18 protein-coding genes are annotated in these 23986 nt (G+C 51.4%); 4 read left to right on the forward strand and 14 right to left on the reverse strand.

The window, feature by feature from the left end:
- Positions 1–54 precede the first annotated feature (54 nt).
- The 9 genes from KB559_RS16970 to rlmN all read right to left on the reverse strand — a co-directional run bounded on the left by KB559_RS16970 (position 55) and on the right by rlmN (position 12439).
- Entirely contained in the window at positions 55–1965 is a 1911-nt protein-coding gene (locus KB559_RS16970) for a beta-N-acetylhexosaminidase (RefSeq protein ID WP_211023127.1), read from the reverse strand.
- 88 nt (positions 1966–2053) lie between these two features.
- Positions 2054–2548: a DUF2798 domain-containing protein gene (locus KB559_RS16975; RefSeq protein WP_211023128.1), complete on the reverse strand. Its 495-nt coding sequence runs from the start codon at positions 2546–2548 to the stop codon at positions 2054–2056.
- 162 nt (positions 2549–2710) lie between these two features.
- Positions 2711–5032: an alpha-xylosidase gene (gene yicI, locus KB559_RS16980; protein WP_211023129.1), complete on the reverse strand. Its 2322-nt coding sequence runs from the start codon at positions 5030–5032 to the stop codon at positions 2711–2713.
- A 31-nt stretch (positions 5033–5063) separates the two neighbouring features.
- Positions 5064–6041 (reverse strand): 2-hydroxyacid dehydrogenase, encoded by a 978-nt coding sequence (locus tag KB559_RS16985; RefSeq protein ID WP_211023130.1) that lies wholly within the window; start codon positions 6039–6041, stop codon positions 5064–5066.
- 40 nt (positions 6042–6081) lie between these two features.
- Positions 6082–6915, reverse strand: coding sequence for a carbohydrate ABC transporter permease (locus KB559_RS16990; RefSeq protein ID WP_211023132.1), 834 nt, complete (start codon positions 6913–6915; stop codon positions 6082–6084).
- The gene (locus KB559_RS16995) at positions 6916–7845 is read right to left on the reverse strand and encodes a carbohydrate ABC transporter permease (RefSeq protein ID WP_211023134.1); all 930 of its coding nucleotides are present in this window, start codon (positions 7843–7845) and stop codon (positions 6916–6918) included.
- 89 nt (positions 7846–7934) lie between these two features.
- Complete coding sequence (locus tag KB559_RS17000) at positions 7935–9191, reverse strand: sugar ABC transporter substrate-binding protein (protein WP_211023136.1); 1257 nt, start codon at positions 9189–9191, stop codon at positions 7935–7937.
- Between the two features lie 191 nt (positions 9192–9382).
- Complete coding sequence (locus KB559_RS17005; protein WP_211023138.1) at positions 9383–10417, reverse strand: LacI family DNA-binding transcriptional regulator; 1035 nt, start codon at positions 10415–10417, stop codon at positions 9383–9385.
- Positions 10418–11365: 948 nt separating this feature from the next.
- On the reverse strand, positions 11366–12439 hold the full coding sequence (gene rlmN / locus KB559_RS17010; RefSeq protein ID WP_211023140.1) for a dual-specificity RNA methyltransferase RlmN: 1074 nt from the start codon (positions 12437–12439) through the stop codon (positions 11366–11368).
- Positions 12440–12687: 248 nt separating this feature from the next.
- Here rlmN and KB559_RS17015 point away from each other — a divergent pair, with 248 nt between their 5' ends.
- The gene (locus tag KB559_RS17015; RefSeq protein ID WP_211023142.1) at positions 12688–13029 is read left to right on the forward strand and encodes a heme oxygenase; all 342 of its coding nucleotides are present in this window, start codon (positions 12688–12690) and stop codon (positions 13027–13029) included.
- 86 nt (positions 13030–13115) lie between these two features.
- Here KB559_RS17015 and KB559_RS17020 read toward each other — a convergent pair whose 3' ends face one another.
- Entirely contained in the window at positions 13116–13856 is a 741-nt protein-coding gene (locus KB559_RS17020; RefSeq protein ID WP_211023144.1) for a Bax inhibitor-1/YccA family protein, read from the reverse strand.
- 55 nt (positions 13857–13911) lie between these two features.
- Positions 13912–15168 carry an acyltransferase family protein gene (locus tag KB559_RS17025; protein ID WP_211023146.1) on the reverse strand — a complete coding sequence of 419 codons (1257 nt, stop codon included), beginning with the start codon at positions 15166–15168 and terminating at the stop codon, positions 13912–13914.
- Between the two features lie 632 nt (positions 15169–15800).
- On the opposite strand from KB559_RS17025, the gene KB559_RS17030 reads away from it, so the two are divergent.
- A complete protein-coding gene (locus KB559_RS17030; protein ID WP_211023148.1) occupies positions 15801–16472 on the forward strand; it encodes a hypothetical protein in 672 nt (223 codons plus the stop codon).
- A gap of 615 nt (positions 16473–17087) precedes the next feature.
- Here KB559_RS17030 and KB559_RS17035 read toward each other — a convergent pair.
- A complete protein-coding gene (locus KB559_RS17035) occupies positions 17088–18500 on the reverse strand; it encodes a hypothetical protein (protein WP_211023150.1) in 1413 nt (470 codons plus the stop codon).
- Between the two features lie 233 nt (positions 18501–18733).
- Between KB559_RS17035 and KB559_RS17040 the strand changes: the two genes are divergently transcribed.
- Positions 18734–20890: an S-layer homology domain-containing protein gene (locus tag KB559_RS17040; protein ID WP_211023152.1), complete on the forward strand. Its 2157-nt coding sequence runs from the start codon at positions 18734–18736 to the stop codon at positions 20888–20890.
- Positions 20887–21783 carry a GNAT family N-acetyltransferase gene (locus tag KB559_RS17045; RefSeq protein WP_211023154.1) on the forward strand — a complete coding sequence of 299 codons (897 nt, stop codon included), beginning with the start codon at positions 20887–20889 and terminating at the stop codon, positions 21781–21783. Before KB559_RS17040 ends, KB559_RS17045 begins: the two co-directional genes overlap by 4 nt.
- On the opposite strand, the gene KB559_RS17050 is transcribed toward KB559_RS17045, so the two are convergent.
- On the reverse strand, positions 21770–22321 hold the full coding sequence (locus KB559_RS17050; protein ID WP_211023156.1) for a hypothetical protein: 552 nt from the start codon (positions 22319–22321) through the stop codon (positions 21770–21772). The two genes, KB559_RS17045 and KB559_RS17050, sit on opposite strands and share 14 nt — an antisense overlap.
- Before the next feature lie 12 nt (positions 22322–22333).
- Positions 22334–23848, reverse strand: a complete 1515-nt coding sequence (locus tag KB559_RS17055; protein ID WP_211023158.1) for a sensor domain-containing diguanylate cyclase — start codon at positions 23846–23848, stop codon at positions 22334–22336.
- Positions 23849–23986: the final 138 nt, after the last annotated feature.

The following is a 23986-nucleotide window of genomic DNA, read 5'->3' on the forward strand; positions in this document are numbered from 1 at the left end:
TCCATTTCAAACGGATCGGTCTTTTGTTATGTCCGGATGTCTTTATTTACGAGATCAGAACGGATTCAGAACGTGGAAAAATACGTTAGGCGAGGCCATCCGATAATAATAGCTGCACCAGCCCGCTCCTTTTTGATTGAAGCGGTTGACTGAGCTGTACACCAGACGTTCTTGCTCCAGCTCTTCGATTCGCCCGATCCGCCCTTCCACATAATCAAGCAGCCGGACGGCAGCCGTATCCAGCCGGGTCAAGACCCCGCCGTAGCGGATGTCGAGCACTTCCCAGCCGAACGGCTTGAACATGCGCAGCCACTGACTCCGGTGCGCGGCCCGGAGCTCCTTCACCGCCTCCGCGATGGCCGGGAGCACCTCTTCCGCGATCGCTTTCAGCTCCGCGCAATCCCCCGCGTCGTAAGCCCGCTTCAGCTCGATGCCGATCTCGCTTTTTCGCCTCAGCACCGCACATAGCTTCTCCGGCACCTCAAAGATGTAATCCAGCTCCGCGTCCTTCGTCCTCCGGTCCCGGATATCCTGCTCCAGCTTTGCATAGTGGGCGGACATGTCCAGCCCTTCGATCTGTTTGTCGAACAAGCCCAGCAGCACGTCCTGGTACAGCAAGAACTTCGAAGGATTACTTTGCTTCCGGTTATTCGGCTCCGCTCCCGGCGTCTCGTCGAGATCCTTCAGCTTCAGGAACGTCTCGGCATCGATCCCCGTACAGAACTTGACTCGCTCCGTTACCTGCTCCCAGGCCGGCTTCCCGGCCGAATACGCATGCTCTGCATAAAACTGCAAGCCCAGCAGCGCCCCGAACGGGTTGCTTTCCATGCCGTCGTCACCCCACATGGTCGCGTACACCTCACGGATGCCCTCTCTCTTACAGACCTGCAAGGCGGCATCGGTCGCGTTCAGCGAGAGACCGTAGTTGACCCCGAAGGTGTTGAATACCCATACGGCGCCGGCAAACACCAGATTGCAGCCGAGCGGCTTATGTTTGGCGATCAGCTTTTCATAATCCTCTTGCTCCTGATGCGCGTAATCCCAGTAGACCATGTCCACATCCTTAGGAATGCGGCGGGCCATTTCCTCCGGAATCGGAGTCTCGGCATCGTAGTGCTCAGTGCCGTCGGCCGAGGCGAACTTGAGGAACATGTCGCTCCACATCATCGGCTTTAGGCCGCGGCTGCGCGCGGCTTCAAGCACACGCTCCAGATGTCCCGCCATAATGTCGAACCGGGATTGGTAACCGTTCCGGTCCAAGTATTTTCCCCGGCCCAGCTCTTCGGCTTCGTCCATACCGACGTGAATTTTACGGCTCCGGAACGGCGCGCTTGCCGCCTCCAGCATATTCACAATCAGTCGTTCCACCGCTTCATCGCCGACCAGGAGCGCCCCTTTTGTATCTTTATACTTCGATACCGGCTCCCATTTCAGAAATTCCTCCAAATGCGCCAGCGTCTGAATGCTCGGAAAAGCCTCGATGCCGAACTGATCCGCATAATCGTCGATCTCCCGGAGCTCGGCCTGCGAATACCGTCCCCGCATATAACCAAAGTAAGGCTCGCCCTCGATTTCGTAGGTATCCTCCATATACAGCATGACCGAATTCAGGCCCATCAGGGCCATTTTGCGCAGCATAAATTTGAAGCTGTCCACCGTCAACACGCCGTTGCGGGATAAATCGAACATCGGCCCGATCGTGTCGAAATGCTGCTCCTCTTTTATATGAAAAGGTCTTCCGTTCCGCCCATACTGCACAAGCAATCCGAGCCCGCGGAAAAATTGATGTTTCTGCGCATAGCGTATGTAAGCCGCTCCATCTTCGAGCCCAACCTCCAGCCCCCCGCCCGACAGCTCCACTTGAATCTGCTGCCCGTCTCCGGCTTCAATGAACGACAACTCCTGCGAAAGCTCCCGGATGCCTGGCAACAGCCCTGCCACGTCCCCGGTAAAATGAAGCTTCATTCGTTCTTCCTCCTCGTATTGAAACGTTTACACAAATTGTATCTTCATCCCGGGAGTCTGGGTAGGGGTAAAATCCGCTTATATATCGCTATACTGCTACTTTCGTAAACTTTTCCTTCTTAACATATTTGGCAAACATCTTACGTACCAGAGGACCGACGATCAGCAATTGCAAGGGATAGGCCATAACCAGATTTTTTGCGAAAATAACAGGATATTGCTTCACAATTCCACCCAATCCCATACCTGTTTTATGGCTTAGCCAGAAGGTGAACAGTCCGTAGAAGGACATGCAGAAGGCCATCCCGGCCACCATGCAGGACGAAATGGCGATAATAACATGAACTTTCTTCGATTTATTGATTGGCAGCTTCAGGGCCAGCTTCTTGGCCGCCGGGCCTACAAGAAACATATCCAACACAAGGGCGATAACGAACCCTGCGAGAAATTCGAGGATGAGATTCAGGGCGGATATCTCGCCGATGACCCCGTTGATAAGCAGATTGTAAAACGTCATACCTACTACCATTCCGAAACACATCATCAATCCAAAATAAAAGCTGTCTTTTCTTGTTGTCGGCAATTGAATAATCTCCTTTAGAAGTTTTGATCAGTATAGCCGTCCCTCTTCCAACCTCGTAAGTGAACGTTCTGTGACAATTATCTCATTCCGTACATCGCAAAAAGACGGCTTTCTGACAAATCAGAAAGCCGTCTCCATTAATAGCCGAGCTATTTGTTACCTCTAAAGTTCGATTTCCATGCTGCGGACGCCCGGCTCAGCGAGAATGCGCAATCCCATCGATCCCTCCGACGAAGTACCGCCGCGAACCGTCTTCACCTGTTGTATGCCGCGCAGTACCAGCTCCCAAGGTTTATCCGCTCCCTCAGCGGTAACCGTCATCTTGCCTCCCTGATGTGTCACCTTCACTTCCAGTTCATGCTCGCCTTTAGCGTTGCATACGGAAGCGGATGCCGTCTCGCCGTCGCCGAGCTCGAACAGATGCAAGGCCACGCCGTCGGCGTAATCGTAGTCCGGCCGCATATCGTTCGCGCCCACCGCGATCAGACTGCCCGGGCGGACCATCAGCGGCAGGCTGAAGTAATCATGCCGCTCCTGTACCCAGCGGCCGCCTTCCGTGACGGTGCCGCTCAAGAAGTTGGTCCACCGGCCTTCCGGCAAATAATACTTGGCCGTGCCTTCGTCGTTGAAGATCGGGGCGACGAGAAGCGAGTCGCCCAGCATGTACTGGCGGTCCAGCGTTTCGCAGGACGCGTCGCCCGGGAACTCAAGGACCATGGCGCGCATGACCGGCACGCCCGTCCGGGTCGCCTCCACGCTGGTACCGTACAGATACGGCATCAGCGTGGATTTCAGCTTCGTGAAGTAGCGCAGCACGTCGCTTGCTTCATCGTCGAACAGCCATGGCACCCGGTAGGACTGGCTGCCGTGCAGGCGGCTGTGCGAGGACAGCAGGCCGAAGGCGGACCAGCGCTTGTACAGGTCCGGGGTGGCCGTGCTCTCGAAGCCGCCGATGTCGTGGCTCCAGAAGCTGAAGCCCGACAGACCTAGCGACAGACCGCCGCGCAGCGTTTCGGCCATCGAGTTGTAAGTGGCCGAGCAGTCGCCGCCCCAATGAACCGGGTACTGCTGCCCTCCCGCCGTAGCTGAGCGGGCGAACACCATCGCTTCATTTTTCCCCTTCGTCTCTTCCAGCACTTCGAACACCGCTTTGTTGTACAAATGCGTGTAATAGTTGTGCATCTTGACCGGATCCGAGCCATCGAAATATACCACGTCCGTCGGAATGCGTTCGCCGAAGTCGGTCTTGAAGCAATCGACGCCCATGTCGATGAGCGCTCTCAGCTTGTCCTGATACCAGCGCACCGCGGCCGGATTCGTGAAGTCGACCAGCCCCATGCCGCCCTGCCAGCGATCCCATTGCCAGACGTCGCCGTCCTTCGTTTTCACAAGGTAACCGTTCTCCTTGCCCTCATCAAACAGGTACGACTGCTGCGCGATGTAGGAGTTGATCCAGACGGAGATGTTCAGGCCCTTGCTTTTTAAGCGGTTCAACATGCCTTGTGGATCCGGGAACACGTCCTTGTCCCACTGAAAATCGCACCAATGGAACTCCTTCATCCAGAAGCAATCGAAGTGGAACACGTGCAGCGGAATGTCGCGCTCGATCATGCCGTCGATGAAGCTGTTTACCGTGCCCTCGTCATAGCTGGTTGTAAACGACGTCGTCAACCACAGGCCGTAAGACCAGGCCGGGGGCAGCGCCGGTTTTCCGGTCAGCTTGGTATAGTTGTTCAGCACTTCCTTCAGATTGGAACCGCCGATGATATAATATTTTAACGTTTCGCCAGGTACGCTGAACTGCACCTTGGATACGACCTCGGAAGCCACTTCATAAGAGACGCGCTCCGGATGGTCGACGAACACGCCATAGCCATAGTTGGAGAGATAGAAAGGTACGTTCTTGTAAGCCTGCTCACTGCACGTTCCGCCATCTTCGTTCCACAGGTCGACGACCTGCCCGTTTTTCACGAACGGCGTAAAGCGTTCGCCGAGCCCGTAAATGTATTCACCTACGCCCAAATCCAGCTGTTCACGAATGTAGGTAGATTGGTCGGGCATTTTCATATGCCCAGGGCTCTTATAGCCGCTTCCGGTCAGACGCTTGCCATTGTACATGAAATGCGTGCTCCAGCCCTCGTTCTTATGGACCTCAATACTAAGATTTCCGCTGGTCAGAGTAGCGATCTCCTCGCCATTTTCGACCGATACCTGTACCCCTTCGTCGACATGCTTTTCAAATACCGGCCCCTTAGGCAGCTTGCCGCTGTGATGAACCAGTTCCACCGCAATAACGTCCGGCATGGGGGAAGTGTAGTTGACGGTCAGAATCGCGGTATTCAGCGTGTCGCCCCGTGTGATGATTTTTTTGCAGGAAGCCAGTACGGTCAGTTGCTCCGGCGTTGTACGTACGCTTCGAACCTCCACCGGATAGTTGAGCGTAACCCCAGGTCTTACGTGCCAATACCCATCAGTAAATTTCATCCCTGTTCCTCCACCTGTCTATATATATTTATTAAAAATACGGCCTAAGCTCCGGCACAATATCGAGCGGCGATTGGCCGGTCAGTGCGTTCACCAGATTTCTTGCGGCGGACATCGCCATATGGATCCGGGTTTCGGCCGTAGCCGACCCGATATGCGGCAGGGTTACCACATGGTCCATCCGCAGAAGCGGATGGTCCGGCGATACCGGCTCCTGCTCGTAGACGTCCAGCCCCGCGCCTGCGATCCATTTCTCCTCCAGCGCTTTGACGAGCGCTTCTTCCCGTACCGTCTCCCCGCGGGAAACGTTGATAAAAATAGCATTTTGCTTCATGAGCTTGAACTGCGCCTCATCCATCAAATGCCGGGTTTCCGGCGTCAACGGGGTTAGAAGGAGAACGAAATCCGAGGTACTCAGCAATTCCTCCAGTCCGCAGTAGGCCAGGCCTAGCCGTTCCTCCGCTTCCGACTTGCGCCGCCGGTTGTAGTACGCCACATCCATTTCGAAACCGAGACTGGCCCGTCGGGCCACCGCCTCGCCGATCCGGCCCATACCGATGATGCCGAGCCGTTTATGATGCACATCCAATCCGTACAGTTCCGCATCCATGCCCTTTTTCCATTGTCCTGCCTTCACCAAGCGGTCGAGCTCCGGCACTCTGCGGGCGGACGCCAGGAGTAACGCCATCGCCAGGTCGGCTACCGTATCGTCCAAGACGTAAGGCGTATGGGTGGCTACGATTCTCCGTTCTTTTAGGGCCTGTAAGTCCAAGTTGTTATATCCCGCCGACAAATTTGCTACGACTCTCAGGTTGGGGCCGGCGGCGAGTACCTTTTCATGAATCGGCGTTCCCGTCACCAACAGCCCTTCGGCCTCCCCGACTTCCTCCGCCAGCTTGGCATCGGTAATATCTCCCGGCCCTTGCCAATACCGGCATTCGCAATGTTGTTCCAGGAACTCCGCCGCTTCCTCAGGCAATTCCCGCGCAATATATACCAAAGGCTTCATGCCCTCTCCCCTTTCATAGGCAGGCGGTGCAATTCCGCCTTTAATCCTTCATGGCCCCGGCCGTAACGCCGCCGACCACATATTTCTGCATAGACACAAAGATGATGATGATCGGCAAAGCCGCCAGCGTAGCCACTGCCATCAGGTTGTTCCATTCAGTGCCGTACTGCCCGATAAAGCGGTACAGTCCGAGCGTCAACGGACGAACTTCGTTGCTGGAGGTCAGCGTCAGGGCGAAAATAAAGTCTCCCCACCCGAACAGGAAGCAGAAGGCGCCGACCGTCATCAAGCCGGGTTTTACCAGCGGCAAGATGATTTTAGTAAACGAAGTGAACTTGTTGCAGCCGTCGATCTTCGCCGCTTCCTCCAATCCGCCCGGCAAAGCCAGGAAAAACGGACGGAGTGTTATGATGGCAAACGGCAGCGAGTGAATCAGATCCGCGAAGATCAGTCCGGCAAAATTGTCGATCAGCTGGACCTTGGAAAACATGATATACAGCGGCATCGCCATCATAATTCCCGGCAGCATCTGAATCGACAGCACCGAAATCATGATCAGCGCTTTTCCTTTAATGGAGAGCCGTGCCAAAGCGTAGGCTGCCGGAACCGACAGAAGCAGCGATAGAATCATGGTTCCCGCGGCGATAATGAAGCTGTTTCCGATATAGCCAATCATGTCCTGGTTGCGGACAAAGTTGTTGATATACGATTCAAACGTAGCCGCGACCGGCAAAATATGAGGCGGATTGTGATAAAGCTCCGTAACCGGCGTGACCGAGGTTTTAACCATCCAATATACCGGGAAAAGAAAGACGATCATAATCAGAATGCCGATCAAGGTTCCACCGGCGGAACGCCATTTTGTCTTTGTCATTTAGTGGACCTCCTCTTTGCTGGACATTCTCAGGTACACGATGGAAATGACGATCAGAATCAAGAACATGATCATCGACACCGAAGCGCCCTGACTGAATTCAAGCGTCGTGAAGGACATTTGATACGCGTAAATCGGCAGTACAGTCGAAGACGTTACCGGCCCGCCCGAGGTCATGATGAAAATCAGGTCGAACACTTTGAAGGTATTGATGATCCCCAGAATCAGCAGCACGAGAATCGTCGGACGCATCAGCGGGAGAGTAATATGCCGGAATTGCACGAGCCGGTTGGCCCCGTCCAGCTTGGCCGCTTCATACAAGTGGTCAGGCAAGCCTTGCAGACCGGACAACAGAATGATCATGTTGAACGGAATCCCGATCCAGATGTTCGCTACCACCGTACCGAGCAATGCGGTGCTTCCTTCGCTCAGCCAGTTGATCGGATGGTCAATGATTCCTAACGTTTGCAGAAAATAGTTGATGACCCCGAAATCCCCGGACATCATCCACTGAAACACGGTACCGCTGATGACCACCGGCAGCATCCAGGCCAGCAGCATTAAGGAACGGAACAGATTGCGTCCCGGAAATTTCAAATTAAAGAACAACGCAAGCGCAAAGCCGATCGTAAATTGAAAAAACAAGCTCAATACCGTAAATACGACGGAATTTTGCAATGCCGTATAGAATACGGGATCTTTTAAGGACTTCATATAATTGGCGAAACCGATAAAATCATGTTTCCCGCTCAAGTTGTAAACGTTGACGTTCTGAAAACTCATGATCAGGTTGTAGATCAGCGGAAAGCCGATGAAAATCACCATAAATACTAACGCAGGCAATACAAACAAATAACTGTTCCACGATGAAAACCATTTCGCTTTACGGGACAGCGTATAACTCCCGCTTGCTCCTGACTTGTGGGACATAACCTCTCCCCCTATTTCTGTTGGTATGAGGGACACGCAGAGGTTTTCTTTCTCGACCCTGCGCATCCCGCCTAACTATTCGAATGTTGTTATTTTTTCAGGAGCGGCTCAATTTTGTCGCCCGCTTCTTTCACTGCTTGCTCCGGTGTCTTGCTTCCGGAAATGACTTCTTGAATCATAATTTGGATGGCTTCGGACATTTTCGGATATTCCGGTCCGTACGCTCTCGCTTTAGCGACTTCCATCGCATCGGCAAATACTTTCAGATCTTTGTCATCCTGCCAGAACGGATCCTGCAGCAGGTCGGAACGGCTTGGGAGGCGTCCGGCAGCCTGATCAAACGCTTTCAAACGTTCTGGCTCGTTGGCGAATTTGATAATGTCGAAGGCGATATCCTTGTTTTTGGATGCATTCGTAATCGCCCAGTTTTCCCCGCCAAGAATGGTGCCGCCTTGCTTGTTCTCCGGCAATTGGACAACGCCCCAGTTCACTTTGCCTTCTTTTTTCAGGAGCGGAATCTGCCAGGTACCGTTGATCATCATCGCCACTTTGCCTGTCGAGAACTGCACTACGGTATCGGATTGCTTCTGGTTAATGACTTCCTTGGACATATAGCCGTTCTTCACCATATCCTGGAGCAGCGTAGCCGCCTCGATCGTACCCTCGCTGTTGAAGTTCGGGATATCCGAACCGGATTGGTACATCAGCGGAAGGAACTGGAAGGTGCCTTCTTCGGTTTTCACCGCGGTCATTGCAAAACCGTACACATCCTTCGTAGTCAGTTGCTTGGCGGCTTCTTTCAGTTCTTCCCAGTTCGTTGGAGGCGTCAAGCCTTTGGCTTCAAACATATCTTTGTTGTAATAGAGGGCCAGGTTGTTGCTTCCGATCGGCACCCCATAGTTCTTGCCATCATACACGGTCGAGGACCAAGGACCTTCGTAATATTTATCCGCTTGTCCCCATTCCTTGATCGGTTCAGTCAAGTCCGCCAGGATGCCTGCAGCGGCAAATGCTTGGTGATCGGGATTGTCTAGCCAAACGATGTCCGGCATTTGATTGCCGACCGATCCGAGCAGCAGTTTGTTTTTAATATCCGCAAAAGAAATATAAGTCCGTTCGATTTTTACGTTCGGGTTAGCAGCTTCGTAATCGGCGATGATCTCTTTCAACGCACCTTGAGTGGCTTCGCTGGTCATCGAATCCCACCATTGAATGACGACCTTGTCTCCGTCTTTGCCTGAGCTTCCCGAATTGCCGGAACCCGACTCCGTTTTTGGAGCGCATGCCGATAACAAGACAACCAATGCTACCATTGCCACCATGAGAGCCCTTACATTTTTGAACATGACCTTTCCCCCTACTGTGTTGTTTATTTGCATGCACTGCCGTTTGTCCTGATGTCTTAGAAAACGGTAGGCAGTTATGCCGACATCAAACTCTGCCATAACATCACTCATATTCAAATCATATTGCCAATCATAAAATGATGTACGTACATCATTTTAAGGTAAAAAACAGCGTTATTACGAATAGCCGCTTAGATGTAATAACGCGCGTTTTCTCTGGTCACCAGCTCCAGCTTGGTGATGTTTTCTTTCATGCCGACTTTGTCGCCGGTCACAAGATGGTCGAACATCGATTTGACCGTCAGATATCCCTGATTCACCGGGTCCTGGCAGATTGTTGCGGTGACGATCCCTTTTTTCATATACTGATAGGTCTCGTCCGTCATGTCGTGACCGATCAGAACCGGTCGGTTCTCTGCGGGATACTCTTCCAGATGTTTGGCGACGACGTCGAGCCGGGCACTGGATACGTAAATACCGTCCGCTTGCCGGAAGTAATCGGCGAAAGCCTCGGGAGATTCATAATCCTCCTGGCTTAATTTGAGCGGGCCGACCATTTCAATATGGTCGTATTCCGCAACGACTTCACGGAATCCCGTCACCTTCTGCTGCATCTGAAAATTGGTGTAGGACATTACCAAGCCTACCCGGGTCTTACCTCCAAGAAACTTGCACAACGCATCCGCCGCAAGGCGGCCGGCAATCCGGTAGTCGCAGCCTACGTAGAACAGTCTCTTGCTGAGCGGCGAGTCGCTGTTGAACGTACAGATGGCAATCCCTTGATCCACACCGCGGTCGATCAGATCGGCCATTTCCTGCGGATCGTTCGGCGACAGTGCAATCGCGTCATATTTTCCGGAATCGATCAATTGCTGCACAATTTTCTTTTGCGGATCCAGATCGTATTTCTCGGAGCGGATGATAGTGACATTAAGACCGTAATCGCGGAATTCATCGATTGCAATCTGAACGCCCTTCTCCACCTGCTTCCAGAAATATTCCGGAAGTTCAGGGAACACTATCGCCATGGAGTAATCATTCATCCGCGACAAGAAGCTCGCAGATTTGTTGGGCATATAATTCAATTCTTTGATCTTATCCATGACCTTATCGTAGGTTTGGCGCTTTACGTTACCCCGGTTATTCAACACCCGGTCCAGCGTAGCAACGGAAACCCCGATTTGCTTGGCCAATTCCTTGATCGTTAAACGTCTCTCTTGTTCCATACTCTATCCTCTGCCATTCTATTTTTCTTGGCTAAAGAGCTTGTTCAGGGGCCGCTCTCCGTGCACGAAGTGATAACCCGACTCTTTGAACACCTCTTTGATGGTTTCATAATAACAACCTGAGAAGGAAGTGTCAACGCTTTCATGATTGAATTTTAGATATTTTTGATGTACGGACATCATTTTAAAATTTAAAATAATTGTTGAGACTGATTTTGCTCGTCTACTGATTGTCTACAGCCCTTCTACAGTCCCGGTCAGTTCTCTACAGTAATTTGTTACTCCAACTCAACTCCTGCGGTACTGGTTCTATTTACTCGCCCAATCTACTCGGTGTTGTGAAGCTACTTCTGCTGGGCTTCTTGTTACTCTAACTCCTGCGACACTGTTACTATTTGCTCGCTCTATCTACATGATGCTGTGAGGTTACTTCTGCCGGGGGTTCTTCTTACTCCAACTACTGCGACACTGTTACTATTTGCTCTCTCCATCCATTCGGTGCTGTGAGTTACTTCTGCAGGGGTTAAGTTACTTAAACTGCATAGTGAGATTAATTAACTGTATAACCTACAGTTATTTAATCCCATTCGGCTCATTTGCAGCATTTAGCTGGAAAAACTACAGTTAATTGCACGCAAATAGCCCGATACCTTCGGAATCCATTGAATTAGATGTAGGTTTTACAGTTAATTATCGCGCAACCCTGCAAATTCAAATATTAGCTGTAGATTTTGCAGTTAATTGGGGACCACCACTGGACCGCCACTGGACCGCAACTTGCCCACCACTGGACCGCAACTTGCCCACCACTTGCCCCGATGGGCCTTACCCAACCCTACCTACAAAAAAACTGCCTCGGAAATGTGAATTTCCAAGGCAGTCCAACGCCAAATGATTGTGCTAGCACGATTATGCCAGCGCAAATACATCGGCATTATCGTGATATGCTTATGACGGCGTTTTCTCCATCCGTTTAATTTGTTTGCTTCTAAGCTGGCCGCATGCGGCGTCGATGTCCGTTCCGTGCTCCAACCGGACGCTGACGCTGACGTTCTGCTTCTTAAGCTCGTCGTAGAAGCCAAGAATTGCATCCTGGTCGCTGCGCTGGTATTGGCTGTGCTCGTCGACGGGATTGTACGGGATCAAGTTGACGTTGACCGAAGGTCTCCGGTCTCCGATCAACTCCGCCAGTTCCAGCGCATGCTCGCGCTGGTCGTTGACCTCCCGAAGCAAAATATACTCCAACGTGACCCGCTGGTTCGTTTTCTCCATAAAGTAGTCGATCGCCGGCAACAATTCTTCGATTGGAATAGCTCTGTTAATCTTCATAATCCGCGTGCGCAGTTCATTGTTCGGCGCATGCAGCGACACGGCCAGATTGACGCGGAGGTTGAGATCCGCGAATTCTCTGATCTTGTCCGCCAGTCCGCTGGTCGATACGGTAATATGTCTAGGTCCGATCGCCAGGCCCTTGGCATCCATCACCGTGCGCAGGAAGTTCACGAGATGGGTGAAATTATCGAACGGTTCGCCGATCCCCATAACCACGATATGGCTGACCAATTCTCCTTGACCGGCCTCATCCAGGAATAGCTGTACCTTCATGATTTGTTCCGTAATCTCCGCCGACGTCAAATCTCTGCTCTTTTTGAGCAATCCGCTAGCGCAAAAGCTGCAGCCGATATTGCAGCCTACTTGCGTCGTCACGCATACGGACAACCCGAATTTATGTCTCATCAACACCGTCTCAATCAGATTGCCGTCCTCCAGCTTGAACAGGAATTTGACGGTTCCGTCGGTAGACTCCTGTTTCGTATGCACAGCCAGCGTTTGAATGGAAAAGTGCTCCTCCAGCAAAACCGCAACCTCCGGCTTCACCGAATTCATCATCCCAAATTCGGTTACCCGTTGACGGTACAAGCCGTCCCATACCTGCAAGGCCCGGGATTTTTTGTGGCCGTGTTCCTCCAGCCAAGCCCCGAGCTGATCTAAAGTTAATCCATAAATGGATGGTTTATTCATGTGCCTGCCTCTTTCTTTTGAAAAACTATGAATTATCTCCTGTTACTTTTGTTGCAATCTGTTCTATTGTCCCAAATTTTTATTATGAACACAAGCAAGTTCGGGATACCAGATTATTGCTTGGCGACTGAGGTTTGGGCAAACTTTTATTCCACCTTCAAAAGCTCTATACTAGTCATGAATCAGGGTACAGGCTGTACACCCGAGGTTACGACACATTAACGTCCCAAAGAAAGGAGCTGTTCATGATGATCGTAGTAACTAACCGGATTAAGGTTAAAAAAGGCATGGCCGCAGCGATGGCTCCCCGCTTTACCGCAGCGGGCCCGCTAGACTCGTCAAAAGGCATCCTTAAGGTAGAGGTGCTGCTCACCCAGAACTTGAGTGATTACGACGAGCTGAACGTCAACACTTACTGGGAGTCGATGGAGGACTTCAACGCGTGGAAAGACAGCGATGCTTTTAAAGCCGCGCACCAGCGTCCCGGCGCAGGTTCGGGCCCATCGGACGGCGAGGCCAAGAAGGAATCTCCGATTCTCGGGAGCGAACTCATCACCTATGAGGTGGCCGGAGTCAAAGAGATCGGTTAAAACGGATCCGATGCAAAAAAAGGCTGGCGGGAGCATAACTCCCGTCAGCCTTTTCCTATGAAATTTCAGGCGAGCGATATGCCCGATTAATCGCGGCTCGCGATTTTGGCGAGCAGACGTACCATTTCGAGGTACAGCCATACGAGTGTGACCATCAAACCAAATGCTCCGTACCACTCCATGTATTTAGGAGCTCCTTGCTCTGCTCCTCTTTCGATAAAGTCGAAATCGAGCACGAGATTCAATGCGGCCACGATAACGATCACTACCGAGATCCCGATGCCGATTAACGAGCTGTCATGCAGATACGGCATGGTGATGCCGAACATTCCCAGAATAAAGCTCAACAAATAAACAAGTGCGATCCCGCCAGTAGCGGCGATGACGCCCAGCTTGAAGTTTTCGGTAGCTTTAATCAATTTCGTCTTGTACGCGATCAGCAAAGCCAGGAATACGCCCATCGTCAGCAATGCGGCTTGCAGCGTAATTCCGTTAAGAAGCGATTCGTATTGCGCGGAGATCGCGCCCAGGAACATCCCTTCCGCGATGGCATAAATCGGCACCAAATACGGCGAAGCTTTAGGGACAAAGCTGGTAATCAGGGCCAAAATAAAGCCGATGATCGCGCCCCCGATTGCCATAGGAATCACATTGTAACCGTCAAAATAAAGCATCCATGTGCTGAACGCGCTGCCCAAAAGGATAACCAACGTAATGAAAGCTTTGTTGACTGTCCCTTCAATCGTCATCGCATTCATGCCGGAGAATTGCTCGTGCCTTTCAAAAGTGCTTTCTTTCAAAGTAGGATTACCACTGCGTCCGATCAAGAAATACTCACCTCATTTATGAATTTCTTTCATAATATCATATTTTCTCTAAGTATTAAGCAGCTTTTTTTGCTCCGTTCTTTGGCACCCTGTGTGAACCCTTATACCGATGGGAACGATCCAAAATCGGCTTCTCTAAAAGAAAATACGATAATGAAGCAATTGCGTAAGAAACCGCAAGGACGCCAAGCGAAAGCCAAATCCACCGGCCCAGGTCCACGATGCCTCCAAAATGGAAATCCTCGATCCAATACTTGACCGCTAACGTCATTAATAGGTTATGCCAAATATATAATCCGAATGACACCTTGGCCGTATACCGGAAAAAAGGATTGTCCATGCCTTTGCCGATCCAACGGGAGAATGGCACAGTCATCAGGAAACAACCGATGAGGATCGTGAAAAAAGGAAAGAAAAACGGTTGCTGCTGGATGCTCAAGCTGAATTCCGGTTTATGGCGGGCCAACCAGAGAAAGAGCGCGGCGGCGATCAAACTGACTGCGCTAAGCGCATCAAAGAGTCCGGAGGCTCGAAGCTTTGCCGTTACCTCGGCTTTCTGAAAACGGCAAACCAGACCGGACGCGATGATTCCAATAGAAAAGTGGCCGAATAATCCGATCGGATTGTAATTAGGCATCCAGAATTTAGCGCCGCCGATGAGTCCATACTGCCAGCCGCGCAATTCCTCACCCGTCGTGAAAAACCGGTGAATCAACTGGTTGACCACCACAATCACTAGCAGCACGCCGACCCAGTAAAGCATTGCTGCCGGAAAAGATCTCTTTTTGCTAAACAGCTTAAACAGACCACACATAAAAAGAGGCATAAGAATATAACTGAACACTTCAAAGCTGATCGACCAGAACGGTCCGTTGATTTCCGAAGGGAAAAAGGTGGTGTAGTGAAATCCCGAGGTGAAGGTCAAACCGGTTAAGGAGCGGAGCCAAAAATGCGGTGAGTCTATGTTGAGGGTCAGCACCAGAATCATGCAGAGGATAAAAGCGAAGTAATAACCGGGTATGATTCTTGCCGCTCTGCGGACGACGTACTGTTTGATGCTGGGATATTCCCCTTCATGAAGGTAGCGCTTCCAAAAAGGATATGCCAACAAAAAACCGCTAAGCACGAAAAAGATACTAACGCCGACGTTGCCCAAAATCAGAAAGGATTGCCACTCCTGAACCGGGGGCTTTTGCTGCGATACTGCCATGGTTTGTGCAAGATGATGAAAAATAACGCCCAGACACGCCAAGGCTCGGAGCCCATCGGCACCGGCTAAATGGTTCGGCTGTTCTTTTAACGTTTGTTTCAACGTAGATCCTCCTTTTATGTACTGTTTTACTAACGTTCCGTTGTTCTAATCTTCCTATTTCTTCCTATCCTATCACATCTCCTTTATTCCGGAAGAGAGGAAGTTCTTCTTATTGGAAGTGTAATTTTTTCTTGTGCTCAGGCCCGTGTTCATTCCCCGCCCCCTGCGCCCTGTAGCCTGCACCCTGCCCATTTCTTGTCCCTATCCAATCCCTGTCCAATCCCTGTCCAATTTTCCTGTCCCTATCCAATCCCTGCCCAATCCCTGTCCAATTTCCATGTCCCCCTCCACCCCAATTAACGGGAAAAACTACAGCTATTTTGCTCGTTTGGGGCGTTTCGGAGCAATTAGATGCAAAACCTACAGTTAATTGGGCTGTAATGTTATAAAAGGGCTTGTTTAGGCAGAAATAACTGCAGGTTTTACAGTAATTTTCTTCTCGTAATAGATTTGTGCAAAATTAACTGTAGATTTTACACCTATTTTTATTATTTATTTTTAAACACCAGATCAAATATAGTTACCGAAGGGAATTTAGCATATACTGGATATAGAAGAGACGAAGAACGTCCCGTTTCACTCGGAAGAGTGAGGCGGGGCGTTTTTATTTTTTAGCGAGAGGATGTTTAACTATGAGGTTTGAGGAAGCGCACGAAATCTGGATTCATGAGCATTTGGCGAATAGAAAGGGAGAACGCCGGGGACGGCTGGAGCGAGGTCATCTTCACGCTGAAAAGCTATTTCTTCGAAATGTTTGGTGGCCATTGCGAGGCAACTTAGAACATCTCCACCCGGAGTATGAGGTTTCCGATTGGCGGGGCAGGCCCTATTTTACGGATTTCGCCTGGATACCGGGGTATGTGAAACTCATGATCGAAATCAAAGGGTATGCCTCCCATTCCCGGGACATGGACCGACAAAAGTTCAGCAACGAACTGAACCGCAAAACCTTCCTGTATGCGATGGGCGGCCACGTGATCTCCTTTGCTTATGATGATGTGGAGCAGCGTCCCGAGCTTTGCATAACCTTATTGCGAATGGCCTTGAGTCGATATCAGGCAGAATCGGCCCCGTCTGACCGGGCTATTTTCGCCGAGAAGGAGCTCATTCGACTCGCCGTCCAAATGACCGGACAAATTCGCCCAAAAGATGTAGAACTCCACTTTGGAGTCAATCACAGAACAGCCGTCCTGATGCTGCAAAGGTTATGCGACAAAGGCTGGCTGCTCCCCTCTCTCCGCGGAACCGGCCAAAGGCTCGTCCGATACAAGCTGGCTCACAATGTTTTGGATTACTTTAATTGACTGGATATAAGTTGGGCAGACGCTGGGAAAGTGCGGGGTAGGCACTGGAAAAGTGCTAAGAAAGTGTTGGGATGGAGCTAGCGAAATACAGGGAGGAAAGGCAACTTTGGGGATAAAGGGGGAAGTTGGTTAGAGTAGAGTTGGGTGAGTTGGGTGAGTTGGGTGAGTTGGGTGAGTTGGGTGAGTTGGGTGCGTTGGGTGCGTTGGGTGCGTTGGGTGCGTTGGGTGAGTTGGCTGAGTTGGCTGAGTTGGCTGAGTTGGTTAGTAGAGTAGGTTGATTTAAGTGGGTTGTGGTGAGGTGATGGAGGGAGGCGCTCCTTTTAGGCGATTCCCAGCAACTTTGGGACTATTCGAAGAAATTAGATGTAAAACCTACAGCTATTTTTCTCGTTTAAGGCGTTTTGGAGCAATTAGATGGAAAATCTACAGTTAATTCCGCCGATATACAAGGATTAGCTGAATTTGACCTGAAATAACTGTAGGTTTTACAGTTATTTCAGCGTCAGGTCTCTCTTATTTGAAAATTAGCTGTAGAAAATCCAGTTAATTAGGGACAGGACTGGGCTGGACCGGGCTAGCCTAGGAAAGCGAAAGCCCGCTGTCACTGGCCAGTCGCTACAGCAGAAACATCGCGACTACCGTTGTGACGCCAAGGCCGATTAGCACGGGCTTCAGATTGCGCCGCGCCAGCTCGAACGGGCTGACACCGCAGATGGCCGCGGCGGGGATGAGCGCCCACGGGATCAGCGTACCGCCGCCGACCCAGATGGCGGAGATCTGCCCGAGCGCCGTCAGCGTGGCGGCACCGGATTGAGTAGCGACCGCGAACAGCTGGGCGATCGAACCTGCGAGGGAGATGCCGGAGAAGCCGGAACCGTCGAGGCCGGTGATCGCGCCGGTCACGGTCAACGTTACGGCTCCCACCGCGCCGTTCAGCGGAACGCTGTTCGCGAGTGCAACCCCGAGGTCGTTGACGATCCCGTGCGAGGCTTCCGGAAGCACCTTGCCGAACAGATCCGTAAACGCCGCGTCGCCCAAATAAAAGAACGCAGCGATGGGAATGACAGGGCCGAACACCTTAAATCCGAAAACGAATCCGTCGATCATATATGACGTCACTTGTTCAAGTCCCCGGTTCCGGTGAGCCAGCAAAGTGACGGCAATCAATATCAACACGGCGGTTCCTCCAACGAGTGCCGTCGCGTCCCCGCCCTGCAGGTTCAGCCAAAACATCGCTACCACGTCAGCCAGAAACAGGAGAGGAATGAGAACCGCCAATGTTTTTCTTGTGCCCGGCGATATCACCGCGCGCTCCTCGATCCGGATATTGAGGGAAAGCAACGCGGAGGACGAATTTTCCGTGACGAGCCCATCCCTCCATGACCCCCGCTTCATATCCCTTCGCATCATCCAGAATGCCGTCACCGTAGTCACTAGACCCATCACTATCACCAACGGCACACTGGCTGCCATGACCTCGCTAACCGGCAGACCGGCCGCATCGGCCGTCAATTTTGGAGCTCCTTGTATAATATAGTCCCCGGACAGCGCGATGCCATGACCAAACAAATTCATCGCCACGGCGGCTCCCAGAGCGGGAAGTCCGACACGAAGCGCAACCGGTAAAAGCACGGCGCCGATTAAAGCAACGGCAGGTGACGGCCAGAAGAAGAACGAGGTCACCATCATAATCAGGCCGATCCCCCAAAAAGCGACGGTCGGCGTACGGATAAAACGAGTCAGCGGCGCGACCATCGTTTCATTAATTCCTGTGATGATCAGAACCCGGCTCATCGCCACGATGATCGAGATGATCATGATCGTCCCCATCAATTCTTTTGTCGCATAAATAAAAGAGTTGAAAACCCCCGAAACCGAACCGCTCAGCGTCTCCGTCGCAAGCAGGCCGAGCAGAAAAATACCCGCCACGCAGATCATCGTCGTATCCCGCCGTTTGATCAACAATGCCAGAATAAACACGATGAATGCCAAGTACACGTAATGGATTGCCGTAAGCTGAATTCCCATTACTAAACCACGCCCTTCCTTTACTTCCAAAGTGGTTGTATATGCTATGCGGAGGCCTGGGCATGGGTTCGGATGGCGAGGAAGATATCGCTTTAATATTGAATTTTTAAATTTTGAAAAAAAATAATTACAACAATTAAGCAATCCATTATGATAAAAGCTGGAAACTACAACTTGAGAGACAGATTTTAATAGAATCATATTCATAGAATCCTAAGGGGGATCACACGAGAATGAAGAATCAAAAGCTCGTAATCAAGGTAATGACGACCGCGGCACTGCTTAGTGCCCTCGCGCTTCCCGTTTCGGCGGCGACGACGCTGTCCGATATCGACGGCTCCTACGCAAAGAACGCGATCCAGGAACTGGTTGAGAAGGGTATTATCAATGGAAAAGGGGACGGCAAATTCGATCCTACGGGAAAAATCGAGCGGCAGGATTTCGCGATCATTTTGGCCAAAGCATTGAATCTGGATACGCAATCCGTACCGCCGACGGCAACCTTCTCCGACGTTCCTGAACCTCATTATGCGTTCGCTTACATCGAGGCAGCCGTGAAGGCCGGCCTAATTAATGGCGTAGGGGACGGCAAATTCGGTACGGGAGCGAACTTATCCCGCCAGGATATGGCCGTGCTTTTTGTGCGCGCACTGGGTGTAGATGCTACGGGAAAAGGCGCAGAGCTGAAATTCTCCGATGCCAGCAAGATCGCCGATTACGCCAAAGATGCGGTAGCCGCAGCCGTCGAACTGGGGCTAATTTCCGGCAATACTAACGGTACCTTCAACCCCTCCGGCAACGCGGAAAGACAAGCTGTAGCTCAAGTAGCTGCCAAGTTTCTCAAGAAGGCTGAAGAATTAAAAAATCAAACCACTCCTCCTTCAGAAGAAACAGGAACAGGTTCGGGAACAACCCAGCCTCAAACCCCTGCTCCAACGACACCTCCAGCGAATACTGGAAACAGCGGCGGCGGTAGTAGCAGTGGCGGCGGAAGCAACAGCGGCGGTGGAAGCACCAACCCGGGTACGCCTGTGGAAACGGAATTGGCGCAGCCGACGCTTTCTTTTTCCAATGCCGATACCATTGTCATTACGTATAGCGAAACACTCGACACCACGCACGTACCGACTACGGAAGACATCAAAATCACGGGCAAAGACGGCAACGAGCCATTCCCGATCTCCATACGAAACATCTCCATTGAAGGCAAGTCCGTCTTCGTGAAACTGGCACATCCACAATCTTTGGATGAAGAGGTGGAGGTATCTTACAAGCCTCTTGAAACCACTCGCGCGATTCGCGGTACATCCGGCAAACTGTCACCTGAATTCTCAAATAAAAAAGTCGTACTCCAAACGGAAGATCCGCGGGTGCTGTTAAGCCAAGTCATCGAACAGGCTCAAGCACTTCTTGGTGCAGCTGAGGAGAATACCGGAAACACCACCGGCAAATATCCTCTGTATGCGGTTCAAGCCTTGAACAACGCTGTTACTACCGCCATTGAAGTTCAACAAGATTCCATGGCTACGGAAGACCAGATCAAGGGAGCCATTAATGCGTTGAATCATTCCCTTGTCGAGTTCGAAGGTTCACTGATCCAGCCTCTGGAGGTCGTTCAAGTTGCTGATGAGTTTGTATTAAAGCCGGGCAGTTCGATAAAAATTGTTGCTGGTGATAGTGATTATTCGTTTAACAAACAAAGTATTAAGGATTTCATAAAACTTCAGCGGGCCGGGGAAATTCAAGATGTCTACTTAGCTAGTGGGGAAGGACCAGCGTTTGAACTTTACGAAAGTAGTAACGGCGAGACCATCGGCCGCATAGAGCTTAGCTCTTCGGATAGTCAACTGGTTAATGTAATAAAGCAGTCTGACGGGATTTCCATTCTTGCGGCTGAATCCGCCACCGAGCAAGCCCAGGCCGACTTGACCTTTACCGTAACCGAGGCTGGAACTGTAGTAAAGGTGGTCAACATTCCAGTAAGATTCGACAACACCAAGCCGACCGTGACCAGTGCCACTTATGACAACGGAACAATGACGGTCACTACGGATGAGCCGTTGTACAAGCGAATCGGATCGAACTCTCTTCTTCCTGCGTTGGTCAATGTATCCTATTCTCCTTTCGGCATGATAGGCGATACTCCCGACCCTCACGCCGTTCCTTTGTCGGAAGGCACTGATTTCACCATTTCATTTGAAGAAGGAGAGAATACATTCTCGATTAATCTAACATCGGAATTTTTCCAAAAGTTCCCTCCAGTTATCCTTCCTATCTCTGATCCGGCTTTCCAAATCGTATTTAATCGAATTGGTGACTCCGCCGGGAATAAACCGGACCCGGTGATCATCAGAGTCCCGGCCCCTCCGCTCCCAGAACCTCTCTCATGAGCAAGATTGAGGTTCGCGCCTATCGCGGCGCTGTCCCGGCCGCTTTTAGCGCGCTGACGCCGAAGGAGCTCCTGCCCTTGATGCAGGAGCTTCCTCCGTCTTATGCGGCGCTTGGAGCAAGCCTGGATGGCCGGCCGGTCGGCTTGGCGGTAGCCAGCCTGCAGGCAGGCCACCCGGCAACCGGCGGCGCCAAAACGGCGCAGCTGCGCGCGCTGGCGGTCGACCCGCCGTATCGCCGCAAAGGCGTGGGCCGCCAGCTGCTCGGCATGCTGGAGTCGCTGCTGCGGCAGAACGGGGCCGCTCTGATGCGCGCGGAGTATGTCGGCGAGACGGAGCCGGGCTCCGTCAGCGCAGCTTTTTTGCAAAGCTGCGGATTCGCTGCGCCGACGCCGGGCATTCATATCTGGAGCGGTCCGCTGCGGCGGGTCGTCGAAGACCTGCCGAGAATAGAGCGGCTCCGGCTGCCGAAGGAATTCACCTTCGGCCCGCTCTCCGGGCTCACGGAAGAGGAAAGGTCCGTCATTGCACACGGAACAGGGATCTGGTATCCCCCGATCCTGGACCCGTTTGCGGAAGAGGACCAAATCGACAGGGAGCACAGCTTGATTTTACGATATCATCAGGTGCCTGTTGGATGGATCATCGTGGAGCAGTTTGATGCGCGAACCGTACTCTTAAAAAGTATGTTCGTGAAGGATAAGCATCAACGGCTTGCCCGCGCCATATCGCTGGGGGCCGAAGCCTGCCGCCGGATCATCCGGGAAGGGAAACTTACGGAAGCTATATTTTTCGTAGAGGCTGAGAATGCGGAGATGGTCCGGTTCATGAACCGGCAGATCGATCACCCTGCGATTCATAAAGAAATTCTTTGGAGAACGGTCAAATCGCTTTGACCGTTCTTTCTTTTGAATCGGCTGTGTCTGCCGCAGCAGGCTTGCGTCCTTTACGGCCGACTTGAATTTGTTGAAATACTTCTTCCGAGATCTCTTTTAATGTAGCCGGGTGGATCAATTTGCATATGCTTATTTTCTGGTAGTCGGATTCATTGATCTTCCCCTGCTCCAAAACTTGATCCAGTACAGGCAGCCGGAAATCCTTGATCGGCAGGTACGCCAGGATGATCCGCTCCGTATCCGTCTTGATATAGATCTTAAGCCCGGACAACCGGGGGAAAAATAACGATTTGTAGTCCAGCTTGATGACCAAATTGTCCCGGCTCGCATTCCGGATCGACGGGATGTTGCTGGGCAAAGATGCGAAATAGACGATTTGCTCAAAGGAATAGTCCAGCTTCGGGATTTCCAGATTCAGAGCTCGAGTCAGCCTTCTGGCACTGGTTCGGAGTTCCAGACCGTAAAAATACCTGCCGCTTGCGACAATCGTCAGAACGAACAACAGCACAATGAAAAATGTAGCGAATCCGGTTGTCATTGTTCAGCCCTCCTAGGAAACGACCCTGTTTTTGCCCTCCGCCTTAGCCTGGTACAGCGCCTGGTCCGCAGTATCGACTAGCTCTAGCGGAGTTAATGGTGAAGATTTGTCCGATGAGGAGGCTACTCCCAGGCTTACTGTCAATCGTCCTGCCGGCTGCTTATTTCCGCCCGGAAAATCTTCTTTTTCCACCTGGGTTCTGATCCGTTCAGCCACAAGCGCTGCTTCTTCTTTGTCCGTATCCGGAAGCAGAACTACAAATTCCTCTCCGCCAAAACGGAATGCCTTATCATTCTTCCGGATGGAAGAGCGGATGACCTCAGCCAGCCGTACCAATACTTCATTTCCGAGCAGATGTCCGTTCGTATCGTTGAAATGTTTAAAATAATCGATATCCAAAAGGATGAGCGCCAGCGGCGACTCCCCGGAACCCGGCCAGAACTGGGTCAGCAGGGATTGAAAAGCACGTTGGTTATGCAGTCCGGTCAACCCGTCTTTGAGCGCCATATCCTCCAACGCCGTGTATAGCCGGGATTGCTGAATCGCAATCGCAGCTTGGTTGGCAAGCGGAAGCACGCTGTCGATATCGGTTGCCGTAATCGGCTTCTTATTGACCGGATTGTCGATCAGAAGCACCCCGACCTTAATCCCTTGGCTTACTAAAGGGAATACCGCCATCTCACCCATATTAAATTCCCGTGCGAACATTTGCAGCGTCGAATCGCTTTCCCCGTTTGATATTTCCTGAATATGAAGCGGGGTGCCTTTCTCCAGAACTCTCGTTAGAAAGTTAGGCTTGTCCAGCGGAATCTCTATCTTTTTCACGCGTTCGTTCAGCTTTAGATCCGAAGACTTCTCCTTCTCCTTGATCTCGATTAGCTCCACGAGCTTGTACTTATGCTTGGTAATCCGGTCCCAGATCGCGTAACCTTCCTCGGCCGACATAGGTCCGGTTCCCATGATGCCGTGCAGCTTCGTGCCCTGCTCATTCATGAGCATGATCAACGCCCGGTTGAAACCAAGCCCGTGACCGGCTGTCACCGACGTTAATATCGTCTGAAGCAGCTTGTCCAGATTGAACGTTTGCTGCATGGACAAGCTGACCTCTTTGAATACATTCAATTGTCTCGAGTTGTCCGTAAGCTTGCCGAGCCAATCATCGCCTTCTTTCCGCAAATGGTTTATATGCCGGATAAGCAAATAAACTCCGGTCGCAAATAAGATGTAGGTCGGCCAAATGGAAAGCTCCCGCACGCTGCATTGAGCGAACAGAATCAACCAGGAGGCAAACGTGCTCATCAAACCTCCGCGAATGCCGAAGCACAGCACCGAGATGCCTATGAAAACAAGCAGCATCCAATTCGTATGCCGGAAATCGAACAAATACCCCTCCACCTCGACCAGAACGAGCGTTGCCATAATAAGAATCCATTTATTCAGCGTATCATTCAGTTTGAAACGGAACATATTGGTCGATGCGGCTAGCAGTACGGTACAAAAAAAGACCAGACTATAGTGTGCAATCATCGGCAATCTCTCCTGATTCTGAGGTGACTTAGTTGTAAAGACCTGAGTATATTGTACCATCAACGCCTGGCCGTTCACTATATATTTCGGTTTGAAAATGGCCAGTTTCGGTCTATGCCATGACGGCTGCTGTTTTTT

It is taken from the genome of Paenibacillus sp. Marseille-P2973, from assembly GCF_018101095.1.
GTDB classification, from domain to species: domain Bacteria; phylum Bacillota; class Bacilli; order Paenibacillales; family Paenibacillaceae; genus Fontibacillus; species Fontibacillus vini.

Bases quoted from the DNA above. Each gene is read 5' to 3' on its own strand.
- KB559_RS17040 (WP_211023152.1), top strand. From the start codon at position 18,734: ATGAAGAATCAAAAGCTCGTAATCAAGGTAATGACGACCGCGGCACTG.
- KB559_RS17035 (WP_211023150.1), bottom strand. From the start codon at position 18,500: ATGGGAATTCAGCTTACGGCAATCCATTACGTGTACTTGGCATTCATC.
- rlmN (WP_211023140.1), bottom strand. From the start codon at position 12,439: ATGAATAAACCATCCATTTATGGATTAACTTTAGATCAGCTCGGGGCT.
- KB559_RS16970 (WP_211023127.1), bottom strand. From the start codon at position 1,965: ATGAAGCTTCATTTTACCGGGGACGTGGCAGGGCTGTTGCCAGGCATC.
- KB559_RS16985 (WP_211023130.1), bottom strand. From the start codon at position 6,041: ATGAAGCCTTTGGTATATATTGCGCGGGAATTGCCTGAGGAAGCGGCG.
- KB559_RS16990 (WP_211023132.1), bottom strand. From the start codon at position 6,915: ATGACAAAGACAAAATGGCGTTCCGCCGGTGGAACCTTGATCGGCATT.
- KB559_RS17050 (WP_211023156.1), bottom strand. From the start codon at position 22,321: ATGACAACCGGATTCGCTACATTTTTCATTGTGCTGTTGTTCGTTCTG.
- KB559_RS17045 (WP_211023154.1), top strand. From the start codon at position 20,887: ATGAGCAAGATTGAGGTTCGCGCCTATCGCGGCGCTGTCCCGGCCGCT.
- KB559_RS17015 (WP_211023142.1), top strand. From the start codon at position 12,688: ATGATCGTAGTAACTAACCGGATTAAGGTTAAAAAAGGCATGGCCGCA.
- KB559_RS17005 (WP_211023138.1), bottom strand. From the start codon at position 10,417: ATGGAACAAGAGAGACGTTTAACGATCAAGGAATTGGCCAAGCAAATC.
- KB559_RS16995 (WP_211023134.1), bottom strand. From the start codon at position 7,845: ATGTCCCACAAGTCAGGAGCAAGCGGGAGTTATACGCTGTCCCGTAAA.
- KB559_RS17000 (WP_211023136.1), bottom strand. From the start codon at position 9,191: ATGTTCAAAAATGTAAGGGCTCTCATGGTGGCAATGGTAGCATTGGTT.
- KB559_RS17055 (WP_211023158.1), bottom strand. From the start codon at position 23,848: ATGATTGCACACTATAGTCTGGTCTTTTTTTGTACCGTACTGCTAGCC.
- yicI (WP_211023129.1), bottom strand. From the start codon at position 5,032: ATGAAATTTACTGATGGGTATTGGCACGTAAGACCTGGGGTTACGCTC.
- KB559_RS17030 (WP_211023148.1), top strand. From the start codon at position 15,801: ATGAGGTTTGAGGAAGCGCACGAAATCTGGATTCATGAGCATTTGGCG.